At 70.1% G+C, this 22,828-nt stretch carries 25 protein-coding genes and 1 pseudogene; 17 read left to right on the top strand and 9 right to left on the bottom strand.

Features of this window, described 5'->3' with window-relative positions; translation table 11 throughout:
* Nucleotides 1-2 precede the first annotated feature (2 nt).
* Nucleotides 3-1,022 carry a PHP domain-containing protein gene (locus AB0F38_RS13465; protein WP_361891532.1) on the bottom strand — a complete coding sequence of 340 codons (1,020 nt, stop codon included), beginning with the start codon at nucleotides 1,020-1,022 and terminating at the stop codon, nucleotides 3-5.
* 2 nt (nucleotides 1,023-1,024) lie between these two features.
* Entirely contained in the window at nucleotides 1,025-1,468 is a 444-nt protein-coding gene (locus AB0F38_RS13460; RefSeq protein ID WP_361891252.1) for a hypothetical protein, read from the bottom strand.
* Between the two features lie 124 nt (nucleotides 1,469-1,592).
* On the opposite strand from AB0F38_RS13460, the gene AB0F38_RS13455 reads away from it, so the two are divergent.
* Genes AB0F38_RS13455 through AB0F38_RS13410 form a run of 10 tightly spaced genes read left to right on the top strand, consistent with a single transcriptional unit; the run spans nucleotide 1,593 to nucleotide 7,194 of the window.
* Nucleotides 1,593-1,913, top strand: a complete 321-nt coding sequence (locus AB0F38_RS13455) for a gas vesicle protein (RefSeq protein WP_361891249.1) — start codon at nucleotides 1,593-1,595, stop codon at nucleotides 1,911-1,913.
* A gap of 33 nt (nucleotides 1,914-1,946) precedes the next feature.
* Nucleotides 1,947-2,402, top strand: a complete 456-nt coding sequence (locus AB0F38_RS13450; protein WP_361891246.1) for a gas vesicle structural protein GvpA — start codon at nucleotides 1,947-1,949, stop codon at nucleotides 2,400-2,402.
* A gap of 2 nt (nucleotides 2,403-2,404) precedes the next feature.
* Nucleotides 2,405-3,154 (top strand): GvpL/GvpF family gas vesicle protein, encoded by a 750-nt coding sequence (locus tag AB0F38_RS13445; protein ID WP_361891529.1) that lies wholly within the window; start codon nucleotides 2,405-2,407, stop codon nucleotides 3,152-3,154.
* A 1-nt stretch (nucleotide 3,155) separates the two neighbouring features.
* Nucleotides 3,156-3,410 carry a gas vesicle protein GvpG gene (locus AB0F38_RS13440; protein ID WP_361891244.1) on the top strand — a complete coding sequence of 85 codons (255 nt, stop codon included), beginning with the start codon at nucleotides 3,156-3,158 and terminating at the stop codon, nucleotides 3,408-3,410.
* 7 nt (nucleotides 3,411-3,417) lie between these two features.
* Nucleotides 3,418-4,314: a histone protein gene (locus AB0F38_RS13435; protein ID WP_361891241.1), complete on the top strand. Its 897-nt coding sequence runs from the start codon at nucleotides 3,418-3,420 to the stop codon at nucleotides 4,312-4,314.
* Nucleotides 4,315-4,320: 6 nt separating this feature from the next.
* Nucleotides 4,321-5,484: an SRPBCC family protein gene (locus AB0F38_RS13430; RefSeq protein WP_361891238.1), complete on the top strand. Its 1,164-nt coding sequence runs from the start codon at nucleotides 4,321-4,323 to the stop codon at nucleotides 5,482-5,484.
* The gene (locus tag AB0F38_RS13425; protein ID WP_361891235.1) at nucleotides 5,477-5,830 is read left to right on the top strand and encodes a gas vesicle protein; all 354 of its coding nucleotides are present in this window, start codon (nucleotides 5,477-5,479) and stop codon (nucleotides 5,828-5,830) included. The genes AB0F38_RS13430 and AB0F38_RS13425 overlap by 8 nt, the downstream gene beginning before the upstream one ends.
* 18 nt (nucleotides 5,831-5,848) lie before the next feature.
* Entirely contained in the window at nucleotides 5,849-6,688 is an 840-nt protein-coding gene (locus tag AB0F38_RS13420; RefSeq protein ID WP_361891232.1) for a GvpL/GvpF family gas vesicle protein, read from the top strand.
* Nucleotides 6,689-6,691: 3 nt separating this feature from the next.
* On the top strand, nucleotides 6,692-6,919 hold the full coding sequence (locus AB0F38_RS13415; RefSeq protein WP_361891229.1) for a gas vesicle protein: 228 nt from the start codon (nucleotides 6,692-6,694) through the stop codon (nucleotides 6,917-6,919).
* Nucleotides 6,916-7,194, top strand: coding sequence for a gas vesicle protein K (locus AB0F38_RS13410; RefSeq protein WP_361891227.1), 279 nt, complete (start codon nucleotides 6,916-6,918; stop codon nucleotides 7,192-7,194). Before AB0F38_RS13415 ends, AB0F38_RS13410 begins: the two co-directional genes overlap by 4 nt.
* A gap of 6 nt (nucleotides 7,195-7,200) precedes the next feature.
* Here AB0F38_RS13410 and AB0F38_RS13405 read toward each other — a convergent pair whose 3' ends face one another.
* The gene (locus tag AB0F38_RS13405; protein WP_361891224.1) at nucleotides 7,201-8,382 is read right to left on the bottom strand and encodes an alcohol dehydrogenase catalytic domain-containing protein; all 1,182 of its coding nucleotides are present in this window, start codon (nucleotides 8,380-8,382) and stop codon (nucleotides 7,201-7,203) included.
* 185 nt (nucleotides 8,383-8,567) lie between these two features.
* On the opposite strand from AB0F38_RS13405, the gene AB0F38_RS13400 reads away from it, so the two are divergent.
* From AB0F38_RS13400 to AB0F38_RS13390, 3 genes are all read left to right on the top strand, one after another.
* Nucleotides 8,568-8,723, top strand: coding sequence for a DUF6131 family protein (locus AB0F38_RS13400; protein ID WP_361891221.1), 156 nt, complete (start codon nucleotides 8,568-8,570; stop codon nucleotides 8,721-8,723).
* 118 nt (nucleotides 8,724-8,841) lie between these two features.
* Entirely contained in the window at nucleotides 8,842-9,510 is a 669-nt protein-coding gene (locus AB0F38_RS13395) for a lytic polysaccharide monooxygenase (RefSeq protein ID WP_361891218.1), read from the top strand.
* A 204-nt stretch (nucleotides 9,511-9,714) separates the two neighbouring features.
* On the top strand, nucleotides 9,715-11,358 hold the full coding sequence (locus tag AB0F38_RS13390) for an MFS transporter (RefSeq protein WP_361891215.1): 1,644 nt from the start codon (nucleotides 9,715-9,717) through the stop codon (nucleotides 11,356-11,358).
* 40 nt (nucleotides 11,359-11,398) lie between these two features.
* On the opposite strand, the gene AB0F38_RS13385 is transcribed toward AB0F38_RS13390, so the two are convergent.
* The 4 genes from AB0F38_RS13385 to AB0F38_RS13370 form a co-directional block, all read right to left on the bottom strand.
* Entirely contained in the window at nucleotides 11,399-11,980 is a 582-nt protein-coding gene (locus tag AB0F38_RS13385) for an N-acetylmuramoyl-L-alanine amidase (RefSeq protein WP_361891212.1), read from the bottom strand.
* Nucleotides 11,981-12,176: 196 nt separating this feature from the next.
* Nucleotides 12,177-13,535, bottom strand: coding sequence for an esterase-like activity of phytase family protein (locus AB0F38_RS13380; RefSeq protein WP_361891209.1), 1,359 nt, complete (start codon nucleotides 13,533-13,535; stop codon nucleotides 12,177-12,179).
* A gap of 150 nt (nucleotides 13,536-13,685) precedes the next feature.
* The gene (locus tag AB0F38_RS13375) at nucleotides 13,686-14,975 is read right to left on the bottom strand and encodes an SWF or SNF family helicase (RefSeq protein ID WP_361891207.1); all 1,290 of its coding nucleotides are present in this window, start codon (nucleotides 14,973-14,975) and stop codon (nucleotides 13,686-13,688) included.
* Nucleotides 14,972-17,872: a DEAD/DEAH box helicase gene (locus AB0F38_RS13370; protein ID WP_361891205.1), complete on the bottom strand. Its 2,901-nt coding sequence runs from the start codon at nucleotides 17,870-17,872 to the stop codon at nucleotides 14,972-14,974. The genes AB0F38_RS13375 and AB0F38_RS13370 overlap by 4 nt, the downstream gene beginning before the upstream one ends.
* Nucleotides 17,873-18,129: 257 nt before the next feature.
* Here AB0F38_RS13370 and AB0F38_RS13365 point away from each other — a divergent pair.
* The 3 genes and pseudogenes from AB0F38_RS13365 to AB0F38_RS13355 all read left to right on the top strand — a co-directional run.
* Nucleotides 18,130-19,188 (top strand): annotated as a pseudogene (locus AB0F38_RS13365) (acyl-CoA desaturase); the annotation flags it as partial.
* Between the two features lie 89 nt (nucleotides 19,189-19,277).
* Nucleotides 19,278-19,460, top strand: coding sequence for a hypothetical protein (locus tag AB0F38_RS13360; protein WP_361891202.1), 183 nt, complete (start codon nucleotides 19,278-19,280; stop codon nucleotides 19,458-19,460).
* Nucleotides 19,457-19,999, top strand: a complete 543-nt coding sequence (locus tag AB0F38_RS13355; protein WP_361891526.1) for an MOSC domain-containing protein — start codon at nucleotides 19,457-19,459, stop codon at nucleotides 19,997-19,999. Before AB0F38_RS13360 ends, AB0F38_RS13355 begins: the two co-directional genes overlap by 4 nt.
* A 255-nt stretch (nucleotides 20,000-20,254) precedes the next feature.
* Here the strand turns inward: AB0F38_RS13355 and AB0F38_RS13350 are convergent, their stop codons facing one another.
* Nucleotides 20,255-21,109, bottom strand: a complete 855-nt coding sequence (locus AB0F38_RS13350; RefSeq protein WP_361891199.1) for a hypothetical protein — start codon at nucleotides 21,107-21,109, stop codon at nucleotides 20,255-20,257.
* Between the two features lie 223 nt (nucleotides 21,110-21,332).
* On the opposite strand from AB0F38_RS13350, the gene AB0F38_RS13345 reads away from it, so the two are divergent.
* On the top strand, nucleotides 21,333-22,235 hold the full coding sequence (locus AB0F38_RS13345) for an oxygenase MpaB family protein (protein ID WP_361891196.1): 903 nt from the start codon (nucleotides 21,333-21,335) through the stop codon (nucleotides 22,233-22,235).
* Here the strand turns inward: AB0F38_RS13345 and AB0F38_RS13340 are convergent.
* Complete coding sequence (locus tag AB0F38_RS13340) at nucleotides 22,215-22,745, bottom strand: PadR family transcriptional regulator (RefSeq protein ID WP_361891194.1); 531 nt, start codon at nucleotides 22,743-22,745, stop codon at nucleotides 22,215-22,217. The two genes, AB0F38_RS13345 and AB0F38_RS13340, sit on opposite strands and share 21 nt — an antisense overlap.
* Between the last annotated feature and the right edge of the window lie 83 nt (nucleotides 22,746-22,828).

Raw genomic sequence — 22,828 nt, 5'->3', positions numbered from 1 at the left:
GGTCAGTCGGCCGCCTTTCCCCGGATCCACTCCAACAGCCGGTCCGCGGTCCAGGAGGTGATGACACGGTCGGCCGCGACCCCGCACTCCTCCGCCCGCGCACAGCCGTAGATCTGCCAGTCCAGCTGACCCGGCGCGTGGGCGTCCGTGTCGATGGAGAAGAGGACCCCGGCGGCGACCGCCCGCCTGAGCAGGCGGCGTGGGGGGTCGAGCCGTTCGGGCCTGCAGTTGATCTCGACCGCCGTCCCCGCCTCCGCACACGCTGCGAAGACCTCGTCGGCGTCGAACTCCGACTCCGGGCGGGTCCGCCCGCCCACGAGACGCCCCGTGCAGTGCCCGAGCACATCCGCGTGCGGATCACGCACGGCCGTGACCAGCCGCTTCGTCATCGCGGCCGCGCCCATGCGCAGTTTCGAGTGGACGGAGACGACCACCACGTCCAGACGTCCCAGCAGCTCGGGTTCCTGGTCGAGGGAACCGTCCGGCAGGATGTCGCACTCGATGCCGGTGAGCAGACGGAAGGGTGCCCACCGCTCGTTCAGCTCCGCCACCTCGTCCAGCTGACGGCGAAGGCGCTCCGGAGACAGCCCGTTGGCCACGGTCAGCCTGGGGGAGTGGTCGGTGAGCACGGTCCACTCGTGGCCCAGTGCCGCCGCCGCCCTGCCCATCTCCTCGATCGGACTCCCGCCGTCGGACCAGTCGGAGTGCGTATGACAGTCGCCGCGCAGGGCCGCCAGCAACGTTTCACCTCCCTGGGCGAGTGGCTCCGAAGCTTCTTCCTCCAGCCGCTCCAGGTATCCGGGCGTCACACCGGTCAGCGACTCCCGGATCACATCCGCCGTCCGGGGGCCGATTCCCCGCACCGACTCCAGGGAGCCCTGCGCCACCCGGTCCGCGAGTTCGCGCCCGCTCATGGCGGCGACCGCTTCGGCGGCCGTACGGAAGGCCTTCACCCGGTAGGTGGCCGCCTGGGAGCGCTCCAACAGGAACGCGATCCGCCGCAAGGCCGAGGACGCCTCCACGGTCATGGCCCGGCGGTGTGGTCGGGGTGCCCCTGGGTACGGCGGGCCTCCTTCATCTCGGCCTCGTACAGGTGCTGCCGCCCGGCCGCGAGATCCCGCCGCACACGCGCCTCCACCTCCACGAACGGCCGGTAGTAGGTCGTGTCGTAGGCCTCGACGACCTGATAGGTCCAGCAGCCCGGGATGACGTTGCGGCCCAGGATCTCGCGCTCCACCAGATCGGCGTGGCCCGCGTGACCGGCCGTCCGGAGCAATTCCACCGCCCGGCCCAGGGTGAGGTCCGCGCCACCCGTCAGCTGATGGAAGTCGTAGAGGCGGCCCCGCGCCCGCTCCACCGTCTCCAGCGCTTCCGTCAACGCCCCGAGGGCCTCCACGGTGGTGTCCCCGACGTCCGGCGGGCGCAGGTGTCCGTCATCGGGCCCGCTCTCCTCATGTGTCTCACGCATGACTACGACTGTGCCCCCCGTTCCGCCGCCTTCGTACTGCCGGCGGGCCGAAGGGGTGAGAACAGCTCCTTCCCCGCTCGCCGCCCAAGATGCGCGGAGCCCCGCTGTCAGCAGACTGGATCCCATGGCAGAGAAACAACGCACCCGTGCCGGGCACGCGAAAAAGGCGACAGCCTCGCGCCCTTCGTCCCGACGAGGCCTTGAGCACGCCGCCCGTGCTGCCTGTCAGAGCTTGGAGCGTCTCATCGGCCACCCCTCGGAGGGGGTGTCCTCGGTGCGGCGTAGCGAGGGCGGATGGTCCGTCGTGGTGGACGTGCTGGAGGTCCAGCGCATTCCCGACACGACGAGTCTGCTCGCCTCCTACGAGGTGCAGTTGGACGAGGACGGCGAGGTCCTGGAGTACTACAGGGTCCGCCGGTACCGACGGGGCGCCGCCGACGAGTGACCCGTGTTGCCCCATCAGCCGGAAGGAAACTCCATGACCACCATGTACGCCGACGAAGTCGCCGTATGCCCGCCGCGTGCCGGAACTCTCTACGACGTTCTCGAACTCATCCTCGACCGGGGCATGGTCATCGATGTGTTCGTCCGGGTCTCGCTGGTCGGTATCGAGATCCTCAAGATAGACGCACGCATCGTCGTCGCGAGTGTGGACACCTACCTGCGGTTCGCCGAGGCCTGCAACCGCCTGGACCTGGAGCGCGACTCGGGCAGCAGGACCGTTCCCGAGCTGTTCGGCGCGAGTGCGGCCAAGTCCGTCGGCAAGCGCAAGGTACGCAAGGCCGCGGAGTCCGTCGGAGACAGCGTCCGCAAGGCGGTGGGCGGTGGTGGTGACGAGGAGTCGGACGACCAGGAGGAGCAGCACGAGCGACCCAGGAAGCGCCGCGCGCCCGCACGTGACGGTGCGAGCCGACGACGTCGCGCGGAGGCATGAGCGTGACACCCACCGGTGTGTACGTCTACGCGATCGTCCCGACGGGCGAACCACTCCCACGGGAGGCTGTCGGTGTGGGGAGCCCGCCGGCCGCACTGCGGCTGATCGACGAAGGACCGGTCACCGCTGTGGTGAGCGATGCGCCTCCGCAGCTCCGCGCACGGCGGCGGGACCTCATGGCCCACCAGGACCTGCTGATGAGGCTCTCGGACATCGGCCCCGTGCTCCCCATGCGCTTCGGAATGATCGCGGCGGACGAGGACACGGTGCGCCGCGAGCTGGCCGGATCGAGGCAAGGCCACCTTGCCTCCTTGCGGCACCTCACCGACGGCGTCGAGATCAACCTCAAGGCCCTTCCGGCCCAGGACGCACTCGCGGCGGTCGTGGCCGAGGAGAGCCAGGTACGGAGGCTCCGGGACGAAGTGCGTCGGCGCCCCGGATACGAGGCGAGTGTCCGGCTGGGGGAGGCCATCGCCACCGCCCTCTCGCGCAGGGCCGCGGACGCCGGCAAGAAGATCCTGCGCACGCTGACGCCCATGGCCAGGGCGGTGGCAGCCGGGCCGGAGGTCCACGGATGCGCGCTGAACGTGTCGTTCCTCATCGACCGGCATGACAGCGACCGCTTCCGGAGGGAGGCGCAGTCGTTCGCGGACACCCACCGGACCCAGGTCGAACTCCGCATCGCCGGACCGCTGCCCTGCTACAGCTTCGTGTCTCCTCAACCCGCCCGGACACCGGCGGCGGGGATCTGAGATGGGGCTGATCAGCGGGATCCTCCTGCTCCCCCTCGCACCGGTCCGCGGAGTGATCTGGGTGGCGGAGAAGGTCAACGACGCGGCTGACCGCGAGATGCACGACCCCGGTGTGCTCCGGGCCCAACTGGCCGCGCTTAACCAGGAGCTCGAGGACGGCAACGTCAGCCCGGAGGAATTCGAACGGGAAGAGGAAGAGCTGCTCGAACGGCTGCACGTCGCTCGGGTCCGCTCCGTGCAGAACGATCGAAGGTGACTGACTCATGGAAGACCAGACGAAGGTGACTCTGGCGGCCGCGGTCGTCGGAGGGTATGTGCTCGGCCGCACGAAGAAGGGCCGGATGGCGATCACCATCGCGACGTATCTGGCGGGCAGACGTTTCGGTCTGGAACCGCGCCAGCTCGCCGCCGAAGGGATGCGCAGGCTGGGGGAGGTTCCCCAGTTCGCCGAGCTGCAGGAGCAGTTGAAGGGCGATGTCCTCGAATCGGGCCGGAAGGCCCTGACGGCCGCCGCGGACCGCGGCATGAGCTCGCTCGCCGATGCGCTCAGCGACCGTACGGCCCGGCTCACGGACCGGGGCGAGGAAGAGGGCGAGGAAGAGGAGGAGTACGAGGAGGAGCCGGAGGAGGAGGGCGAGCACGAGGACGAGGAAGAGGAGGAAGAGCCCGAGGGGGAATACGAGGAAGAGGAGGAAGAGGAGGAAGAGCCGGACGAGTACGAGAGCGCCGAAGAAGAAGAGGACGAAGAGGAACCGGAAGAACCGGAAGAACCGGAGGAGCCGAAGTCGAGCAGGGCCCGCGGCTCGCGACAGCCGTCCGGGAAGGCTCCTGCCAAGGAGTCGGCGGCGAAGAAGGCTCCGGCGAAGAAGGCTTCGGCCAAGCGGACGCCCTCGAAGGGAACTGCTGCCAAGAAGTCGGCTCCGGCGAAGAAGACCGCCGCGAAGAAGTCGGCTCCGGCGAAGAAGACCGCCGCGAAGAAAGCGTCCCCGGCGAAGAAGGCCGTTGCTGGGACGAAGGCTGCGAAGAAGGCGGCTCCTGCCAAGAAGTCCTCGGCCAAGAAGACCGCCCCTGCAAAGAAGTCCTCGGCCAAGAAGGCCCCGGCCAAGAAGGCGACGTCATCGAAGCGAGCCGCGTCCAAGCGCACCGAACGGCGGAGGTAGTCGGTCATGGCCAAGACAGACAAGGACGAACCGGAGGCCCCGGAGTCGGGTATGGACCGGCTCCGCGAAGAGGCGTCGAACTTTCTCAGCGCACAGGTGGAGAAACTTGCGGGAAAGGCCGGCGACAAGCTGACCGACGTCACGGGGCAGCTCACGAACATGGCCGAGAACGGGGGCTCACTCCCCGCGATCGGCTCCCGGGTCCTGCAAGGTGAATCGCCGCTGAAGGCGTTCGTCTCGGAGAAGGCCAAAGGCGTCAAGGACAACGTCGTGGACAAGGCCAAGGCAGCCTTCGGCGGAGGAAAGAGCAAGCGCAAGTCCAGCGGCAGCAAGATCACGAGCATCATCGAGGTCCTCGATGTGGGCGTGTCGCTACGGGACGCGTATGACTACTGGACGCAGTACGACCGGTTCAGCAGCTTCGCCAAGGGCGTGCGCGACGTCTCGAAGAGTGACGAGATGACCAGCGACTGGAAGGTCAAGATCGGCCCGTCCTCCCGGAGCTTCAAGGCGACCGTCCAGGAACAGGTGCCGGACGACCGCATCGTCTGGACCTCGGAAGGCGCGAAAGGCAGCACCCGAGGTGCTGTCAGCTTCCATGAAATCGCTCCGACCCTGACGCGGATCGTCCTGGTCGTGGAGTACTACCCCTCAGGCTTCTTCGAGAAGACAGGCAACCTGTGGCGCGCCCAGGGGCGCCGTATGCGGCTGGACTTCAAGCACTTCCAGCGGTACGTCACGCTCACCGAGGAAGAGCCCGAGGGCTGGCGCGGTGAGATCCGCGACGGCGAAGTCGTGGAGAGCCACGAAGACGCCATGGAACGGGAGGAAGCGGAGTCGGAGGAGGGGCCCGAGGAGGAAGAGGCCGAGGAGCAAGAGGGGGACGAGGAGGAGCCCGAGGAAGGCGAGGAAGAGGAGGAGCCGGAGGAGGAAGAGGACGAGGAGCCCGACGAGGAAGAGGAAGAGGAAGAGGAAGAGGAGCCCGAGGAGGAAGAGGACAAGGAGCCCGAGGAGGAGGAAGAGGAAGAGGAGCCCGACGAGGAAGAGGAAGAGGAAGAGGAGCCCGACGAGGAGGAGGAAGAGGAAGAGGAGCCCGAGGAGGAGGAAGAGGAAGAGGAAGAGGCCCCCGCGCCCAAGAAGCACCGAGGCCGGAGGCGCGGCCGTGACTGACGCGGACCTCGTGCAGGGCGGGTACCAGGTTCCCGGACCTCAGACGACCAACCTCGCCGACATCCTGGAACGCGTGCTCGACAAGGGCATCGTCATCGCCGGCGACATCAAGATCGACCTGCTGGACATCGAGTTGCTCACCATCCGGCTCCGACTGTTCGTGGCGTCCGTGGATACCGCGAAGAAGGCTGGGATCGACTGGTGGGAGACGGATCCGGCGCTGAGCTCGCACGCCGCCCGCAATGCGCTCCAGGACGAGAACCGCGAACTCCGGGAACGCCTGGAGGCGCTCGAGTCGCAGATGGACGAACTTCCGGCGGGGCAAGAGGCAGTTGCCAGGCACTGAAAAGGAGAACCGAGGCACATGACGGAGTCGGGAGCCGATCCTTCGGACGGCAACGCCATCTACGTATTCGCTGTGTGCGGGGCCCCGGCTCGGGTCGCGGTCGCGGGGCTGCCGGGCGTCGCAGCGGACGCAGCGGTACGCACCCTGCCGTTCGCGGAGCTGACGGCCGTCGTCCAGACCGTTCGCGCCGCCGACTTCGCCGACGAAGCATGGCAGGCGCGCCTGTCCGACACGCGTGAGCTGGAACGCTACGCACGGGCGCACCACCACGTCGTCACGGCAGCCGCAGCGGCCTGCCCCACCGTTCCGTTGCCGCTGGCCACCCTGTACCACGACGAGGAACGGGCCCGGCTGACGCTCACCGGCGAGGCCGGACGTTTCCGTGCCGCGCTCGCGCGCGTCGCGGAGCACTCGGAGTGGGGGGTCAAGGTCTACGCGGCGGAACGCCCCGCTCAGGACGCCCGACGCCCCGCAGCGGAAGGGAGTACCACTCAGCGCCCCCCGGCCGTGCCCGCTGACAACCGGACCCGTCCGGCACCCGGAGCGGGCCTTGCGTACCTGGATCGCAAACGGGGGATGCAGGCCCGGCGTGAACAGCGACAGGAAGAGGCCCTCCGCATGGCGGAAACGGTGGACGCGGAATTCCAGAAGGTGGCAGCGGCGGCCCGCAGGCTGCGGCCGCACGGCCCTGATCCGGCCGGCGAACACGGGGTCCAGGTCCTCAACGCCACCTATCTGGTCGCGGAACGCCGGTCGGGCGAGCTGGAGACGCTGACCAGGATGCTGCAGGCCACCACCGGCGCGCGGATCGAGCTGTCGGGGCCCTGGGTTCCGTACTCCTTCGTCGGCGAGGTGTAGCGGATGTCGCACGACGTCGTGCCCTGGAACAATCCCGAGCCGCTGACCGGCCCCATCGGCGTGCCGCTCGTCGACCTGCTGGACCGGGTACTCGCCACCGGTGTGGTGATCAGCGGCGACCTGGTGATCGCGATCGCGGACGTCCCGCTCGTCCGGCTGTCGCTGCACGCCCTGCTGTCGTCCGTCAATGAGCGGATCCCGTCCCCATGGGCCGACGGAGGTCCGCTGTGACCGCCTCCCGGGTCGACGTGGACGCGGACCAGCTCGGGCACGACCTCGTTTCTCTCGTGCTGACCGTGGTGGAACTGCTGAGACAGCTCATGGAGCGCCAGGCCATGCGCCGCATCGATCAGGGGGACCTCACCGATCAGCAGGTCGACGAGATCGGGACCACGCTCATGCTGCTCGACCAGCGCATGACGGAACTGTGCGAGCAGCACGGCGTGCGCCCCGAGGACCTCAACCTCGACCTGGGGCCGCTGGGGACCCTGTTGCCGCGTAGCTGACGGGGCTCAGACGGTCAGGAGGGTCTTGACCATCCCGTCCCGCTTCTCCTGGAAGGTGCGGTATGCCTGCGGCCCCTCCGCCAACGGCAGCCGGTGAGTGGCGAATCCGTCGACGCCCAGCGGGTCGGAATCCTCGAGCAGCGGGAGGATGTCGTCCACCCAGTGCCTGACATTGGCCTGGCCCATGCGCAGCTGGACCTGCTTGTCGAACAGGGTCAGCATCGGTACGGGATCGATCACACCTCCGTAGACACCGACGACGGAGACGGTCCCGCCGCGGCGCACGGCATCGACGGCCGTCTTGAAGGCGGCCATGCTGTCGAGGCCGGCATGCTCCATGACCTTGGCGCCCAACGCGTCGGGCAACCGTGTGGTGATCCGCTGGGCCCCCCTGGCGAAGGGGGCTCCGTGCGCCTCCATGCCGACGGCCTCGATGACCGCGTCCGTGCCGCGTCCGTGAGTGAGGCGGCGGATCTCGTCCGCCACGTTGCCGTGCTCCCTCAGGTCCAGCGCGGTGACGCCGCGTGCGCGCGACCTGGCCAGCCGCTCCGGCACCAGGTCCACGCCGATGACCTGCTCCACGCCCTGGTGCAGGGCGATCCGCGTAGCCATGTCACCGATCGGACCCAGGCCGAGGACCGTCAGGCTTCCGCCCGGCGGCAGATCGGCGTACGCGACCGCCTGCCAGGCGGTGGGCAGCACGTCCGACAGGTAGACGAAGCGGTCGTCCGGAGGGCCGTGGGGCACTTTCACGGGCAAGGTGTTACCGAAGGGGACACGGAGCAGTTCCGCCTGGCCGCCCGGTATCTGCCCGTACAGCTTGGAGAACCCGAAGAGTGAGGCCCCCGTGCCGTGTTTCCGTACCTGTGTGGTCTCGCACTGCGAATGCAGGCCCCGCTCGCACATCCAGCAGGTGCCGCACGAAACGTTGAAAGGGACCACGACCCGGTCGCCGACCGAAACCGCGGTGACCGCGGGGCCGATCTCCTCGACGATTCCCATCGGTTCATGGCCGAGAATGTCTCCGGCATCCAGATAAGGGCCGAGCACCTCGTACAAATGCAGATCCGATCCGCAGATACCCGTGGAGGTGATGCGCACGACGATGTCCGTGGGATCGATGATCTTCGGATCGGGCACTGTCTCGATGCGTACGTCGCGCTTTCCTTGCCAGGTGAGTGCCTTCATGGTGCCCTTCTCCCTGTTGCGCAGGTCTACGGGGAAAATCGTAGGAATGGCCCCTCTCCCTGTATACGCCGCCTGTGGGTGTAAGGCGCATCGGGAGTGACAGGGCATGGCCTGCGGTGGGACCACCGCAGGCATATGCTCGGAAGTGCTACCACTTCCGTGTGGCCGTGCGATCGGAGAAAACGATGATCATCATTGGGGCAATTCTCCTCGTCGTCGGACTGGTGACCGGCCTCGGCGTTCTGTGGACCATCGGCATCATCCTGCTGGTGATCGGGCTCGTTCTGTGGCTCCTGGGTTCCGTCGGCCGTGCGGTCGGCGGCCGCAAGCACTACTGGTGAACGCTCGCCGGCGAGTCCCGAGGGGTTTCGGACCCCGCGCCACAGGGCAGAGGCCCTGTGGCGCGGGAGCGCTCCCACGCCGGTTGGTCCCCCCACTTCCGAAGGTGGAGATCGTCGCATGAATTGTCATGATCACCTCAAGTTACGTGACATGGTGCTGCGCCTGGGCGGTGTGCTCGTGGCATCCCTGCTCTGTCTGCTGCCGTGGACAGGCACGGCGAGCGCCCATGGCTCCGTCGTCGACCCGGCCTCCCGCAACTACGGCTGCTGGCTGCGCTGGGGCAGCGACTTCCAGAACCCGGCCATGGCGCAGGAAGACCCCATGTGCTGGCAGGCGTGGCAGGCCGACCCGAATGCCATGTGGAACTGGAACGGGCTGTACCGCAACGGCTCCGGCGGCAACTTCCCGGCAGCCGTGCCCGACGGCCAGCTGTGCAGCGGAGGCCGGACCGAGGGCGGCCGCTACAACTCCCTCGACACGGTGGGTGCCTGGAAGACCACGGACATCGGCGGCGACTTCACCGTGAAGCTGTACGACCAGGCCAGCCACGGCGCCGACTACTTCCAGGTCTACGTCACCGAAGAGGGCTTCGACCCCGCCACCGAGCGGCTGACGTGGGGTGACCTCCGGCTGGTCGCGGAGACCGGCCGCTACGCCCCCAGTCAGAACTACGAGATTCCGGTGAGCACCTCCGGCCTCAGTGGCCGTCATGTGGTCTATACCATCTGGCAGGCCTCGCACATGGACCAGACGTACTTCCTGTGCAGTGACGTGAACTTCGTCTGACGCCCCTCCCGCCGGGTCCCCCTGCCCGGTGGGAACCCACGCGCGGATCCCGCCGTCCGGCGGGGTCCGCGCCGCCCGGTCGACGGGTGCTGAACGGGGCCGGCGGGTTCGATTGGCGAGGAACGCCCGTTCGGCCTACGGTCGACGGGTGAACGCTTCCGCTCACCCGCGGGGCGAACGAACGGCTCGAATCGCAGTACCGCAATGACGGAATCACCGGCGAAGACCTCGACACTTGCCGAATCCCCGCAGCGGGGCGACGGCAAGGGCATCGCCCTTCTCGTCATCGCCTCGTGCCAGCTGATGGTGGTCCTCGACATCACCATCGTGAACATCGCGCTTCCGCACATCCAGACCTCGCTGGGCTTCTCGACCGAGAGCCTGTCGTGGGTGATCAACGCCTACACGCTGACCTTCGGCGGACTGCTCCTGCTCGGCGGGCGGCTGGGTGACATCCTCGGGCGCCGAAGAGTCTTCGTCTTCGGCGTCCTCCTCTTCGTGTTCGCCTCGCTGCTTGGTGGACTCTCCCAGGAATCCTGGCAGTTGCTCGCCGCACGCGCCCTGCAGGGTGTCGGAGGTGCGATCGCCTCCCCGACCGCGCTCTCGCTCATCACCACGACCTTCCGCGAAGGCCCCGAGCGGAACCGGGCGTTCGGGGTGTTCGCCGCCGTCTCCGCGGGCGGCAGTGCGATCGGACTGCTCGCGGGCGGAGTCCTGGTGGAGTGGCTCGACTGGCGATGGGTCCTCTTCGTCAACGTGCCCATCGGGCTGCTGATCGCCGTCGCGACGCCCCGGTACATCAAGGAGTCCCCACGCCACCCGGGTCACTTCGACATCCTCGGTGCGCTCACGTCCACCATCGGTATGGTGCTGCTCGTCTACGGCTTCATCCGTGCGTCGGAGGACGGCTGGAGCGACAGCCTGACCATCGGTTCGTTCCTGGCGGCCCTGGTGTTCCTGGCACTGTTCCTTGCCGTCGAGAGCCGGTCGAAGCAGCCCATCACCCCCTTGAAGATGTTCCGCGACCGCAATCGCGCCGGCACCTACGGAATGATGCTGAGCCTGGCGGCCGCGATGTTCGGCATGTTCTTCTTCCTGACGCTCTTCGTGCAGAACGTCCTGGACTTCAGTCCGCTGCGGGCCGGTCTCGCCTTCCTCCCCGTGAGCGTGGTCATCGCGATCAGTGCGGGAATCGCCTCGCAGCTGCTGCCCAGGTGGGGGCCGAAGCCCTTCATGGTGGTGGGCGCGATCCTGGCGGCGGCGGGACTCGGCTGGCTCACGCTCACCGACGTCCACAGCACCTACCTGGGGAGCATCCTGGGCCCCATGCTGGTCTTCGGCTTCGGCATGGGCATGCAGTTCGTGTCGCTGACGCTGATGGCGGTCTCCGGAGTCGCACCCCGGGAGGCGGGGGCCGCGTCCGGGGTCCTCAACGCCACCCAGCAGGTGGGCGGATCGCTGGGCCTGTCCATTCTCGTCACGGTCTTCGGTACGGCCAGCCGCAACGAAGCCACCGACCAGGTGCCGCGCTTCCTGGCCGAGGCGACCCCTGCCCAGCAGTCGCAGTTCCGCAGGACGGGCGAACTCCCCGCCCCCTGGGGCGACCAGGTGCTTGCCTCGGGAGTGTCCAGTGCGTTCGTCGTCGCAGCCGTCATGGCCGTCGTCGCCGCGCTGATCGCCCTGCTGGTCATCCAGGTACGCGCAGGCGACCTGGAACGTCTGCGCGGCGCAGCGACAACGCCGCCGACGGACGGGACGGCCCCCGGAGAAGACGTACCGGAGGGCGGCGCCCCGGGCGAGCCGGCTCCGGTGCGGGACCCGGGCGGGAACGCGGGTCCGGCCGGCTGAAGCGGCGCAGCGCATCGCCGTCGGCCCGGGCGCCCGCGGCTCAGTACCGGTTCACGAGGCGTAGGTAGCGCGCCCAGTCCCAGTTCACCCCGGGGTCGGTGTGGTCGCTTCCCGGGACTTCGTGGTGACCGATGACGTGGGCGCGGTCCTTGGGCAGGCCATAGCGGTCACAGATGCTCGCGGTGAGCCGGGCCGACCGCTCGTACATGGTGGGGGTGAAGTACGCGGGCTCGTCCACCCAGCCCTCGTGCTCGATGCCGATGCTGCGGGTGTTGTAGTCCCAGTTCCCCGCGTGCCAGGCGATGTGCTCCTCGCGCACGCACTGGGCCACGAAGCCGTCCCCCGAGCGCACCACGTAGTGGGCGGATACCTGCTTGGCCGGATTCCGGAAGATGTCGACCGTCTCGGTGAACGTCTGCTGGGCGACGTGGAGGATCACGAGGTCGATCGGGTACGCCGAAGGACGCTTCGATCCGGTCCAGTTGGACGGGGACGCCGCCGCCCAGCGGGCCGACGGATAGTCCGTCCGGGCCGTGGAGGAGGCCACGGCGCGGGCCGAGGCCGGAAGAAGAGGCACGGTGGCGGTGGCCGCGGCGCCCTGCAGGATCCTTCTGCGCTGCATCGACTCTCCTGGAGTGCGGACTACGTCCGCACCCCCGCATCGTCCCGTGTGCGGCCGGGTAACCGCCTCACCTTAACGGGCTGCGCCGCACGCGGTGGAAGGCGCGGTCCCGAGAGGACGGGGGCGCCGGGCGCTACGCACGATCGCCGGGCACAGAACGGGAGGTGTGTCCGGCGATCGCGTGTCCCGCGACGGGTCAGCCGATCACGGGGCGGGGCAGCTTCAGCAGGGTCACCGACGTCTCGATGCCGCTGTCCACCAGGCGGCCGTTCGTGTCGAAAGCCTCCGCACCGTCCGTCATCCCGAAGTCGTTGTCGTTGATGAGCGCCAGGGTGTTCCGGCCCGTCACCGCCACGCCCTCGATCTTGCCGGGCACGCCCGCGATCCTGCCGAGGTCGACGACCAGGCTCTTGCGCAGCACCCGGACCCCGGACGCCGACGGGTCCTCCAGTTCCTCGTACGCGGGCGAGGTGGCCGGGTCGTCCCACACCGATCCCAGGATGCCGGAGCCGCCGGGCAGCGTCACCCGGTGCAGCCGGGCCGACTTGTCGGTGCGCTCCTCCACCAGCAGGCTGTCGCGGCCGATCGCGACCACCGAGGAGATCTTCAGCTCGGAGGTGTCGTCCTCACCGGGGTCGACGACCTCCACCGGGTCGAAGCGATACGCGTACTCCGCGGTCACCTGCTGCCTCTTCGTGGAGAAGCGCAGGAAGCGGACGTTGCGCGACGCCTCGCCCGCGTCCTCGTCCGGGAGCGACAGAGGACTCTGCACCGCGAGGACCAGATCGCCGCCCGGCAGCAGGGCCAGCCCCTCGAAGCCGCGGTTGACCTTGCGGTGCAGCAGCACACCCGGCAGCGCCTCGACGACCCGGTAGCCGGCGCCCTTCAGCTCCAGACCCTCCGGGACGTACCGCGTCAGGACCCGGCCCCGCGAGGACACGTGGACGAGCGACGGACCGTACTCGTCGACCAGCCAGAACGATCCGTCCGCCGCGCGCACGATGCCCTCGGTGTCGAGCCCGTTCGGGTCGTACGCGAGCGGGGTCCGCGCGTCATAGGTGTACGGGGCCTCGTCGCGGCTCTCCTGGTTGGGCAGACCCGTCACCGCGGTGCCGGAACGCGTCGTCAACGGCAGGGAGTTCAGCACCTCGATCCGCTCGCCGTCGACGCGGATCCTGACGATCGCGGGATCGAAGCCCGGCACGGGGAAGGTGCGGCGCTTCTTGCCGTCGACCTTGACCTGGCCGTTGGGGCCGCGGTCCGTCACCGTCCAGAACTCGCCCCTGCGGCCCGCCGGGTAGATGTCGCTGCCGATGCCGCCCAGCATCACGCCCCGGTCCTCGGAGACCGAACCCGGCAGCAGGGCGTTGCTGAATCCGGCCAGCGGGACATCGCCGAGCACCGCACTGCCGGTGACCCGTGCTGTGGGCTCCGGACGGCCGGCCGTCCCGTTGCGGTCCTGGGAACCGGACGCGGTGGCCGCCACACAGACCGTGGAGAGCAGGGCCAGCGGCAGCCCGACGGCAAGGGAACGACGGACGACGCGCGCGGACATGGGGCCTCCTGATGGCACGGACTCGGGGAACGGTGGCAAGGCTCTGCCCCCACGCTCACCATGTGGTGACATCGAGTTGAACGTGGGGGCAGCAGGTGACGAACGGGGCGGTGCTCACGCCGGCGTCGGCGCCCAGGTCCTCCGAAGCGCTCAGGCCTCCGGCAACGCGCAGGCCAGCGCACCCGCCGGATCGGCGTTCGCCGGCCCGGCCGGCACCCATCGGCCGCGCTCCTTGCGGTACGGCCACCACCGTCCGTCCCGCCCGTACCGCAGCTGTGCGTCGGAGCCCACCACGGTCCAGCGGTTCTGAGCGGAGCGCAGGTGCGGGCGCTCGTGCTCCTCCCAGGCCGCGGCCAGCTGTGCCCGCGCCCGTGCGAGCTCCTCCGCGCCGGGCTGCCACTCCTCGTCGTACACCGCGAGACCGGCGGTCCCGCCGTAGCGCCAGGCCCGTACCGCGTCTTCGAGCCCGGCCGGACGCCGCCCCGCAGCCGTGGCGAGACGCAGCGTGATCCGTGCCTCCGGGCGGGTGGCGGCGGCCAGCCGCACGGCATCCTGCCCCGGGGTCAGCGCGGCTGCCGCAGGCTGGCGTTCGTGCCCGTCGGCGAGGGCGTCCGCCAGCATCGCGAAGGCCCGCACGGCAGCGTCGGCGGCCAGGACCTCCAGCGCCGCGGGATCGACGCCCGCCCCCGGGTGCGTCTCCACGTCCAGCGACGGCGGAAGGCCGGGCTCCGCGGGCAGCGGCGGCAGCGGGGGCAGGGGCGGCAGGAGGCCCCGACCCGCGAACGCCTCGTCGGCCCGCACCCCGCGCGGGCGGCCGGCCGGCTCCGCGCCCCGCCCGGCCGGCCGGCGCGTCCCACGGACGGCACGCGTCGCGCTGCGCACCTGGAGCTCGTCGAGAAGCCGCCGCTCGTCCCTGCCGCGCAACAGCAGCAGGACGAACGGGTCCTGGTCCAGCAGACGTGCCACCTGGTAGCACAGGGCCCCCGAATGCGGGCAGTGGTCCCACGCCTCGCAGCCGCACTCGGGCTCCAGATCACCGATCCCCGGCAGCAGATCGACCCCGGCGGCAGCCGCGTCCTCCACCAGGTGCGGCGGCATCTCACGGTCCAGCAACGCGGCGATGTGTCCGGCCCGTTCGGACGCCATGTCCAGGAAGCGCTCCCAGTCCTCCTCGTCCAGCCGCTGGAGCAGCACATCGCTGCGGTACGCCGTCGAGTCGCGGTCCTGCACGACCGCGGTGATCCGGCCGGGCCGTACGGAGACCGCTCCGACCCTGCCCTCCCTGGCCAGCTTCCGGCCCTTCCTCAGCTGCTCACCGTCCAGGGCGGAGTCCTCCAGTGCCTTCAGCCATGCCTGCCCCCACCAGGACGAGGCGAAGCCGCGGCCCCGTGCGGGCGGCAGAGCGGCAAACGTACGCTCCGGCTCGTGACCGTCGTTCATCGTGCGCCCCCTCGAAGCTCGACCAGGTCGGCCAGTTCCGCATCGGTCAGTTCCGTCAGTGCGCTCTCGCCCCCGCCGAGCACCGCGTCCGCGAGCCCCTGTTTACGGGCCAGCATGTCGGCGATCCGGTCCTCGACGGTGCCCTCGGCGATCAGCCGGTGCACCTGCACCGGCTGCGTCTGACCGATCCGGTACGCACGGTCGGTGGCCTGCGCCTCCACGGCCGGGTTCCACCAGCGGTCGAAGTGCACCACGTGACCGGCCCGGGTGAGGTTGAGGCCTGTCCCCGCCGCCTTGAGCGACAGCAGGAACACCGGCGCCTCGCCCGCCTGGAAACGGTTCACCATGGCCTCCCGCTCGGCCACCGGTGTGCCGCCGTGCAGGAACTCGGTGCGCACCCCGCGCGCCGCCAGATGCCGCTCCAGCAGCCGCGCCATCCGTACGTACTGGGTGAACACCAGCACACTCGCGCCCTCGGCCAGAATCGTGTCGAGCAGCTCGTCCAGCAGCTCCACCTTCCCCGACCGGTCCACGATCCGGGGCTGCTCCTCCTTGAGGTACTGCGCCGGGTGGTTGCAGATCTGCTTGAGCGCCGTCAGCAGCTTCACCACCAGTCCGCGGCGCGCGAATCCGTCCGCGCCCGAGATCTCGGCGAGGGTCTCCCGCACCACGGCCTCGTACAGACCCGTCTGTTCGGCGGTGAGCGACACCGCGCGGTCCGTCTCCGTCTTCGGCGGCAGCTCCGGGGCGATGCCCGGGTCCGACTTACGGCGCCGCAGGAGGAACGGGCGGACCAGCGCGCCCAGCCGCTCGGCGGCGGCCGGGTCGTTTCCGCCCTCCACCGCGCTCGCGTACCGGGTGCGGAACGTACCGAGCCGGCCCAGGAGTCCGGGCGTCGTCCAGTCGAGGATCGCCCAGAGCTCGGAGAGGTTGTTCTCCACCGGGGTACCGGTGAGCGCGACGCGGGCCCGGGCACCGATGGTGCGCAGCTGCTTCGCGGTCGCCGAGTACGGATTCTTGACGTGCTGCGCCTCGTCGGCGACGACCATGCCCCAGGACGTACGCGCCAGGCGTGCCGCGTCGAGGCGCATGGTGCCGTACGTGGTGAGGACGAACTCGCCGTCCGCCAGGCCCTCCAGCGAACGGGACACGCCGTGGAAACGGCGCACCGGCGTGCCCGGGGCGAACTTCTCGATCTCCCGCTGCCAGTTGCCCATCAGGGAGGTGGGGCACACCACGAGTGTGGGGCCCGCGGCCGACGTGATGCCCTGCCGGTGCAGATGCAGCGCGATCAGCGTGATGGTCTTGCCGAGCCCCATGTCGTCGGCGAGGCAGCCGCCGAGACCGAGCGACGTCATGGTGTGCAGCCAGTTCAGCCCGCGCAGCTGGTAGTCGCGCAGGGTCGCCGCGAGCGAGGGCGGCGGGCCGACCGTCTGGTGGTCCCGTGAATCCGGATCGGCGAGCCGCTTCCGCAGCTCTTCCAGCCGGCCCGTCGCGGACACGTCCACCCGCCGCCCGTCGATGTCGGTGGTCCCGGTCAGCACGGCGCTCAGGGCGTCGACGGGTGTCACCTTGAGGTCCCGGGTCTCGCGGGCGCGCCGGGTCTCCTCCGGGTCGATGAGGACCCACTGGTCACGCAGCCTGACGAGCGGCCTGCCCGCCTCGGCGAGGCGGTCGAGCTCCGCCCGGCTCAGCTGGTCGTCACCCAGTGCGAACCGCCAGTCGAACGCGAGCAGCGCGTCGGACGACATCAGGGACGGCATCTCCGATGTCCGCCGGGTCCGCCCGGAACCCTTGGAGCCGCCCCCGTCGTCCTCCGGGGAGGACCCGCCGGCCGGGCCGATCACCGCACGTGCGGTGAGCTTCCTGACCAGCTCCTTGGGCCAGTGCACCTGCATACCCGTCGCGGCGAGGGCGCGTGAGGCGGGGCCGAGCAGCTCGGCGATCTCCTCGTCGGCCGGCTCGACCGCGTCCGGCACCGCGGCCGACAGCAGCGGCGTCAGCGGGGGCCAGGCGCGGGCGGCACGCCGCAGCGCCAGCAGGGCGTCCATCCGGGCGCGCGGCCCGAACAGCGAGGCGGCGGGGGCCCGGTCCGCCCAGACGTCCGCGGCGTCGGCGACCAGAGAGGGGTCCTGGACACTGTGGATCTGCAGGACGGCGCGGAACGCGGGGCCACCGGCCGTGCCGTCGTCATCCGTACCGTCCAGTCCCGACACCTCGACGCGCAGCGAGAGCCGCACACCCGCGTCGTGCCCGGCGGCCACATCGGCCGCCCACGGCCGGAGACCGGGCAGGTGCTGCGCGGCCGGGGCGGCGAACGCGGGACCGCCCGCAGCGCGCTCGGCGGCGGGGGAGCGCGGCAGCCCGTCGGCGACCGCGTCGAGGAACGACCGCAGCAGGGGTTCCGGTGCGGCCAGCACGACCGGATCTGCCGCCGTGTCGAGCGGCACCGCGTGGGCGGTGGGCGGCATGGACGCCGCCAGCACCTGGATCCGCTCCAGGTCGTCCGCCGTCAGGGGACCGACGCGCCAGGCATCGCGGTCCGCGGCGCTCAGTCCCGGCAGCAGCAGCCCACGTGCCACCAGTTGAAGAGCGAGTACCGCGGCGGAACCCCAGAACGCTGTCGCGGGGGACGCGTGCGCGCCCGCGCGCGCACGCGTCAGTACCGGCAGCGCGTCCCGTACCGGCATGAGCAACGCCGGTACCCCGCAAGGGCGGAGGTCGCTTCCGACGACGGTCAGCTCCTCCGAACTCCCGGGAACGCCGGGCGGGGTGCTACCGTCCGGGTTCCAGAACGCGATCAGGCCGGTACGGGCCGGATCCGCGGGGAGGAAGACTGCGGAGCAGCGGGACAGTTCAGAGATCTCGTTGGGTGTGGCCGCAGGGAGCCTGTGCACAGCGATGTCAGATTCCTCAAATTTGACTAGTGGGCCCGGGGTCGCCGAGGGTACCCCACCCACGGCCCCTTCCGGGAGAAACGCACAGTGACCCACCTCACGTGTTTCTGCCTTCTGAGGCTTGGGTGCGGCCCGCGCCACCACCGGACACGGGGGCTTGCCCCCGTAACGCCGGGGTGATGGCGTCATGGCTGGCACAGGCCCGTGATCCGTACGTTTGACGAGGTCAGTGCAGATGCCCAGAAACCGGAGACGTCATGCCCCAGGCTGTAGCCACCGTTGCGCAGAACACCCGCGACGGATCGGAGGGTCCAACAGCTCAGCAGGGCTCCGGCAGTGATTTCGCCCCACTCCTCAAGACCGTCAAGGGCCAGGGGCTGCTGGATCGCCGCATCGGCTGGTACGCGGCGGGCATCGCCGCCAACCTGGTGGCCCTCGCCGCGGTGATCACCGGCGTGGTGCTCCTCGGCGACACCTGGTGGAACCTCTTCCTCACCCTGCCGCTGGCGATCCTGTGGACCCGCACCGCCTTCTTCGGGCACGACGCCGGCCACGCCCAGATATCCGGCGACCGCAAGGCGAGCCGGATCATCGGACTCGTGCACGCCAACCTGCTCCTCGGGATGAACGAGGCCTGGTGGAACGACAAGCACGTCCGCCACCACGCCAACCCCAACCACATCGACAAGGACCCCGACGTCGGCGTCGGCGCCCTGGTGTGGACCCAGAAGCAGGCCGCCCAGCGCGAGGGCTTCGCCCGCTGGCTCACCCGCAACCAGGCACGCCTCTTCTTCCCGATGCTGCTCCTCGAAGGCATCGCCCTCAAGATCTACGGTTTCCAGTACCTGCGACGCCAGCCCGTACGCGAACGCGCGCTCTCCAGCTTCCTGCTGGCCGGCCACCTGGCGCTGTACGCGACGCTGGTCCTCACCGTCATGTCGCCCGGCAAGGCCGTCGTCTTCGCCCTCGTGCACCACGCGATCTTCGGCCTCCACCTGGGCATGGCGTTCGCGCCGAACCACAAGGGCATGGAGATGCCCGACCCGGACGGCGACCGCTGGGGCCACCTGCAGCGCCAGGTCCTCACCTCGCGCAACGTCCGCGGCGCCCTCCTCACCGACTGGTTCCTCGGCGGCCTCAACTACCAGATCGAGCACCATCTCTTCCCGAGCATGCCCCGCCCCCACCTGCGCCTGGCGCAACCTCTCGTCAAGGCGCACTGCGCGGAGATCGGGATGCCGTACGCGGAGACCGGTCTCGTCGAGTCCTACCGGCAGGCCCTGGCCCACATGCACGAGGTGGGCGAACCGCTGCGGTAGACACCCCGGCCGGTGCCGAGGAACCGATGGGCGGGCGCAGGCGTTCTCACATCAGGAGCGGCTCCGGCCGCGGAGGAGGCACGATCATGTCGAACGGTGCAAAGATCGCCATCGGGGGCGTCGTCGCGGCAGTCATACTGATTCCGTTCATCGGATTCTGGTGGTCGCTGCTGGTTCTCATCGGGGTGCCCGCCGTGGGTTACCTGATGCTCGACCCGTCACAGCGACGCAGGCTCCGCAGGATCGGCCGCAAGGAGATAGGGCGCTGAACAGCACAGTCGCGGCGGTGAGCAGCAACGACGTGTACGCGTTCACCAAGCCGAACAGGGACAGCATCACGCTCCTGGCCGGCCTCGGCGTGGAGGGCGACGTGCACGCCGGTGTCACGGTCAAGCACCGTTCCAGGGTCGCCCAGGACCCGACGCAGCCCAATCTCCGTCAGGTCCACCTGATCCATCAGGAGCTCTTCGCCGAGCTGCGGGACGCCGGGTTCGAGGTCGCCCCCGGCGACCTCGGGGAGAACGTCACAACCGTTGGAATCGACCTCCTGGCCCTCCCCGTGGGCACCCTGCTGCACCTCGGCGACGAAGCCGTCGTCGAGGTGACCGGGCTGCGCAACCCATGCCTGCAGATCGACAACTTCCAGGACGGCCTGCTCAAGCAGGTCGTCGGCCGCGACCGGACCGGCGCCATCGTCCGCAGGGCCGGAATCATGGGAGTGGTCGTGGCCGGCGGCGTCCTGCGGCCCGGCGATCCGGTCAGGGCGGAGCTGCCCGCCGAGCCGCACCGTCGGCTGGAGCGGGTCTAGGGCCGCAACAGGCGACGTTCGCCCCGTCGCGACGCCCGGCATGCACTCTCGCCGCACCGGCCGAAAGCCCGCACCCGACGCCGCTCCTCGACGGGCAAACGTTGCCTGCCGCGGCACTGGCGAACGGGGCTTCCTCGCCGCCCGGGTCCGGGCGGCCCACGACCCGGCGGAGACGTTCGAGAGCCGGCCCACCCCTGCGGGCGATGAGCCTGCGCCCCCGTGTGACGCCCGGAGACGCCCTCGGGCACCGGCGGCTCAGGCAGGCCTGACCGCCAGCTCGTCCAGTGACTCCAGCAGCCCCGGCAGCTCAGGTCCCCGGCCGATGGGCAGGACCTCGCCCGGCTCCTCGTCCAGCAGGACGAACGCGATGTCGTCGGTCCTGGCGACCAGCGACCATCCGGGGCCGTCGACGCGCAGCGTACGGGCTCCACCAGGGGCGAACGCGGAGCGTATCCGCCCGGGCGGGGGCGGGTCGGTCACGTACGCGAGGGCCTCGTCGAGCACCCTGCGCACCCCGGGATGCCGACCCGAGCCGCTGCTCCGCGCCCCCTCCGGGGCAGCCTGTCCGTCATCAGGTGCGTTGCCGTCCGTCCGGCCGAACGCGGTCTCGTCGTCGATCTGCTCACGCCAGGCGGCCCACTGCAGGGCGATCTCGTCCGCACCGAGGCGCCGCTGGGCCGCCCCCCAGACCTCGGTGTCCGGCGGGGCCAGCGGCGCCGGGTCCGTCCCCTCGGCAGCCGGGTCCGGCTCCGGGTCGTGCGGCTCGGGTACACCGGGCGCCGCGACCGCCAGGGCCAGCGGCCAGCCAGGCAACGCGCACACCACCGACCGGTCGTCGGGGGAGAGGTCGTACGTCATGCCGCAGTCCCACGAGGCGATGGCGACGGCCACCAGGGAGACGTCTTCGACGACGACCGTCCAGCGGGCGCCGCCACCGTCCTGGCCGAGCACGAGACCGTACCCCTCCGCGTACGGCTCAAGGCCGAGCGCGTCGCACGCGGCCACGTAGTCGTCACCGAGCACGCTCGGGAACTGCGCGGGGGTCAGCAGCACCGCCGTCAGTACGAACAGCGCGTCCTCGTCGGCGACCGTGTCGTCCGTCCTGGCCACAGCACCCTCCTCATCCCATGTCGTCCGGTCACTCATCGCTTGGTCCGTCGGCGCACCCTAACTACTCGGTAACCTTGCCGTCGAGGCCCTGACAAGGGGTATCGTCCACGCGGCGGGATGCCGCCGGCCGCCGTTCCGGCGCGCCGGAACCGCCGTCGCGTCGTGGTGCCCGCCCGTCCGGCCCCGCGTAGGCTCGTACCTCCGGCCGAGGGGAGACACGAGGGTGAAGCGGTTCGAACGGCTCAGGGAGATCCAGCGGCTCGATCCGGAGCGGGACTTCCTCGAGATCTACCGGCTCACCGTCACGTACGAATTCCCCTGGGACATCACCCGCGCACTCGAACTCGCCCTGTACCGCACCTATGCCGTGCCCGGCATCGGCCGACTCCTCGCACGGACGGGGGAACTGACGGAGCGTTCACAGAAGCGGTACGACGACACCGTACTTCTCCTCGACACCGTCATGGAGCACGGTTTCGCAGGCGAGGAGGGGCGCACGGCGATCCGGCGGATCAACCGGATGCACCGCAGCTACGACATCGGCGAAGACGACATGCGCTACGTGCTGTGCACCTTCGTCGTCACCCCCAGGCGCTGGCTCGACACCTACGGCTGGCGCCGCCTGTCCGACCACGAGGTGCGCGCCTTCGCCGCCTACTACCGCACCCTCGGCACACATCTGGGCATCAAGGACGTGCCGCAGACGTACGAGGACTTCGAGCGCACCCTCGACAGCTACGAGGACGAGCACTTCGGCTGGGACGAGGGCGCACGCGCGGTCTCCGACGCGACCTTGGCCCTCATGGGCTCCTGGTATCCGGGCCCGCTCGCACCCGTCGTGCGCAGGGCCGCTCTCTCACTGCTCGACGACTCGCTGCTGCGGGCCTTCCGCTACGAACGTCCCGGCCCCGTCGCCCGGGGGCTGACCCATGGAGCGCTCCGCCTGCGAGCCCGTGCGGTACGGCTGATGCCGCCGCGCTCCACCGCTCACCATGCCCGGCAGAACCCCGAGATCAAGGGCTATCCGCACGGCTACGAGGTCGCGAGGCTCGGGACGTTCCCCACGCCGGGCGTCCGTGGCTGCCCGGTCCCGCGCGGCCGGCCGTCAGACGCCCCGGCCGAGTGAGCCGAGGGTGGCCCGCAGCCACCGCAGCTCGGCCTCACTGGTCGCCCGGGCGATCGTGAGGATGCCCCGGCGGAAGGGGTCGTCCAGTTCCTCGGCCCGCAGCGGCCGGTCCCCTGCGTAGAAGAAGCTCGCGGGCTCCTCCAGGAAGGCCAGCCGCCGCAGGAGCACCTCCGCCTGGGCCGCCGCGTCCGGCAGGTGACGCAGGAACGCCAGGACCACGAACCACCGGTTCTCGTCGGTGATGTCACCCCCGGCCGGTTCGGCGAGACGGCGCCGCAGCTCCGTTCTGCCCTTCCCGGTCAGCGTCAGGACATGCCGGGGCGCAGCCGTGCTGCCCGGCTGCGTCTCCCTGGCCAGCAGCCCTGCCTTCTCCAGCCGCTTGATGGCCGGGTACAGCGTGCTCTCCGCGACCGGCTTCACATGCCCGGTCAGGGCCGTGATGCGTTTGCGCAGCTCGTAGCCGTGCAGGGGGGTGTCGTACAGGAATCCGAGGATCGAGAGCTCCAGCATGCCCGTATTCTCCCTCATGAACGTGGTACATCGATTTCGACATACATCGGTACCGATGTATGCTCGGATGCGATAAGGGCAGT

It is taken from the genome of Streptomyces sp. NPDC025273 (assembly GCF_040638585.1).
GTDB lineage: Bacteria > Actinomycetota > Actinomycetes > Streptomycetales > Streptomycetaceae > Streptomyces > Streptomyces cinereorectus.
Note: the sequence above shows the minus strand (reverse complement) of the source record. Positions and strands in the feature narration are given on the sequence as shown.

Coding starts and splice junctions, on each gene's coding strand:
- AB0F38_RS13460 (WP_361891252.1), bottom strand. CDS start 1,468: ATGCGTGAGACACATGAGGAGAGCGGGCCCGATGACGGACACCTGCGC.
- AB0F38_RS13455 (WP_361891249.1), top strand. CDS start 1,593: ATGGCAGAGAAACAACGCACCCGTGCCGGGCACGCGAAAAAGGCGACA.
- AB0F38_RS13450 (WP_361891246.1), top strand. CDS start 1,947: ATGACCACCATGTACGCCGACGAAGTCGCCGTATGCCCGCCGCGTGCC.
- AB0F38_RS13440 (WP_361891244.1), top strand. CDS start 3,156: ATGGGGCTGATCAGCGGGATCCTCCTGCTCCCCCTCGCACCGGTCCGC.
- AB0F38_RS13435 (WP_361891241.1), top strand. CDS start 3,418: ATGGAAGACCAGACGAAGGTGACTCTGGCGGCCGCGGTCGTCGGAGGG.
- AB0F38_RS13430 (WP_361891238.1), top strand. CDS start 4,321: ATGGCCAAGACAGACAAGGACGAACCGGAGGCCCCGGAGTCGGGTATG.
- AB0F38_RS13420 (WP_361891232.1), top strand. CDS start 5,849: ATGACGGAGTCGGGAGCCGATCCTTCGGACGGCAACGCCATCTACGTA.
- AB0F38_RS13415 (WP_361891229.1), top strand. CDS start 6,692: ATGTCGCACGACGTCGTGCCCTGGAACAATCCCGAGCCGCTGACCGGC.
- AB0F38_RS13405 (WP_361891224.1), bottom strand. CDS start 8,382: ATGAAGGCACTCACCTGGCAAGGAAAGCGCGACGTACGCATCGAGACA.
- AB0F38_RS13400 (WP_361891221.1), top strand. CDS start 8,568: ATGATCATCATTGGGGCAATTCTCCTCGTCGTCGGACTGGTGACCGGC.
- AB0F38_RS13395 (WP_361891218.1), top strand. CDS start 8,842: ATGAATTGTCATGATCACCTCAAGTTACGTGACATGGTGCTGCGCCTG.
- AB0F38_RS13390 (WP_361891215.1), top strand. CDS start 9,715: ATGACGGAATCACCGGCGAAGACCTCGACACTTGCCGAATCCCCGCAG.
- AB0F38_RS13385 (WP_361891212.1), bottom strand. CDS start 11,980: ATGCAGCGCAGAAGGATCCTGCAGGGCGCCGCGGCCACCGCCACCGTG.
- AB0F38_RS13380 (WP_361891209.1), bottom strand. CDS start 13,535: ATGTCCGCGCGCGTCGTCCGTCGTTCCCTTGCCGTCGGGCTGCCGCTG.
- AB0F38_RS13375 (WP_361891207.1), bottom strand. CDS start 14,975: ATGAACGACGGTCACGAGCCGGAGCGTACGTTTGCCGCTCTGCCGCCC.
- AB0F38_RS13360 (WP_361891202.1), top strand. CDS start 19,278: ATGTCGAACGGTGCAAAGATCGCCATCGGGGGCGTCGTCGCGGCAGTC.
- AB0F38_RS13340 (WP_361891194.1), bottom strand. CDS start 22,745: ATGCTGGAGCTCTCGATCCTCGGATTCCTGTACGACACCCCCCTGCAC.